Genomic DNA, 1,638 nt, shown 5'->3' on the forward strand with positions numbered 1-1,638 from the left:
AGGCCAGGGCGACGGCCCGTCACGCGCCGCGCCGCCGGACCAGCCACACCGTGGCGGCGATGAGCAGGCTGCTGACCACGAGCAGCCACGCGCCCTCGGTCAGCTGAAACTGCCAGAACCGCGAGTCCGGCTGCACGGACTGCCACAGCGTGTAGCCGTGCTGGGTCAGCCAGGTGGTGAACGCGTCCGGGCTGGAGGAGTTCTGCACGCTGGGGGGCGCGTGCTGAGACAGGCTGTTGACGGCCGACTGGCTCAGCACCTGTCCGTCCGGCGCCTTGACCCACTGGCTCATGATCCAGGCAGAGGTGTTGTTCCAGCCCCGAACGGTCACCGGAGTGGCGTAGTGCGGCCTGATCGCGAGCGCGGTCGCCATCGCGAGCACGACGTAGCCGACGAGCGTGACGGCCATGGCCGGCAGCGTCCGGCGGAACAGGGTGCCGAGGAACGCAGCCAGCGAGTAGGCCAGCAGCGTCCACGCGGCGAACGCCACCCCGAGCAGCGCGAAGGCGAGCGGCAGCATCTCGCTGACCTGGTTGTCGGCGAGGAACGGCCAGAAGTACCAGTAGAAGATCCCGGTGAACGCTCCGGTCGCCGCGACCAGAAGCAGGGCGGGCAGCACGAGTGTGCTGAGCGCCCACCGGGTCCGGGCGGCGCCTTGCGTCCACGCGAATCGGAAGGTGCCGCTTTCCAGTTCCCGCGCCAGCAGCGGCGCCCCGGCGAAGGCGCCGAGCAGCACCGGGATGGCGAACAGCAGGCTGGAGACAGTCTGCGCGCCGCCGCCGGCGATCACCGGCCCGGCGCCGCCGCCCCAGTAGCTGCGGTAGAACGAGTTGTTCAGCTGCTGGCACTTGAGGGCGGCGGCCGGATGACAGGCGGCCACCACGGCGTAGGCGTTGTGCTGGATGACCGCCATGACCACCATGTAGACGGCGAACACCCCGAGCAGCGCACCGCCGCCGATGAGCAGGCCGCGGCGCTGCCGCAGCGTCACCCAGGCGAGTCTGGACCACGGGACGGGACGCCGCCCGATGGCCGCCCCCGCGCCGGGAGCAAGGGTTCGCGTTGTCATTGACCCGCCTCCGTTCTGGACGAGGGGACCCCGGCCCGGAGATGACGGAGAGCTATTTCCTCGAGCCCGGCCCCGTGCGTGGCGAGCAGGTCCCGCACCGGCCCGGAGACCCGCACCTGACCCTGGGTCAGCACGATCAGGTAGCTGGCGACCCGTTCCAGGTCGGCCAGCACGTGCGAGGACAGCACCACGGAGATCCCGTCCTCTTCGGCCGCGGCGACGACGGAGGCGAGGAAGTCCTCTCTGGCCACCGGGTCGAGCGCGGCCAGCGGCTCGTCGAGCACCAGCAGCGCGGGGCGGCGGGCCAGCGCGATCGTCAGCGCGAGCTGGGCCTTCTGGCCGCCGGACAGCTCGCCGACCTTCTGGCTGAGCGGAATCTCGAGCTGCCCAAGGCGGTCCTCGGCGCGCCGCTGGTCCCAGCGGCGGTTCAGGTTGCGCGCCACGTGCAGCATGTCCCTGACCGGCAGGGTCCGGTACAGCGGCGCGTCCTGGGCGACGAAGGCGATGTGGTCGAGCGCGCCTGGGGAGCCCGGCGGCTCGCCGCCGAGCACGGTGAGCGTGCCCGCGGT

At 71.8% G+C, this 1,638-nt stretch carries 2 protein-coding genes; both read right to left on the reverse strand.

Features of this window, described 5'->3' with window-relative positions:
- Window positions 1-19 precede the first annotated feature (19 nt).
- The gene (locus tag WA805_RS30125; RefSeq protein WP_425244017.1) at window positions 20-1,069 is read right to left on the reverse strand and encodes a hypothetical protein; all 1,050 of its coding nucleotides are present in this window, start codon (window positions 1,067-1,069) and stop codon (window positions 20-22) included.
- On the reverse strand, window positions 1,066-1,638 hold a 573-nt coding region (locus WA805_RS30130), incomplete at its 5' end, for an ATP-binding cassette domain-containing protein (RefSeq protein ID WP_425244018.1). The genes WA805_RS30130 and WA805_RS30125, both read right to left, overlap by 4 nt.

Origin of the sequence: Trebonia sp. (assembly GCF_049794275.1) — a bacterium.
In the GTDB taxonomy this organism is placed as follows: Bacteria; Actinomycetota; Actinomycetes; order Streptosporangiales; family Streptosporangiaceae; genus Trebonia.

Bases quoted from the DNA above. Each gene is read 5' to 3' on its own strand.
- WA805_RS30125 (WP_425244017.1), bottom strand. From the start codon at position 1,069: ATGACAACGCGAACCCTTGCTCCCGGCGCGGGGGCGGCCATCGGGCGG.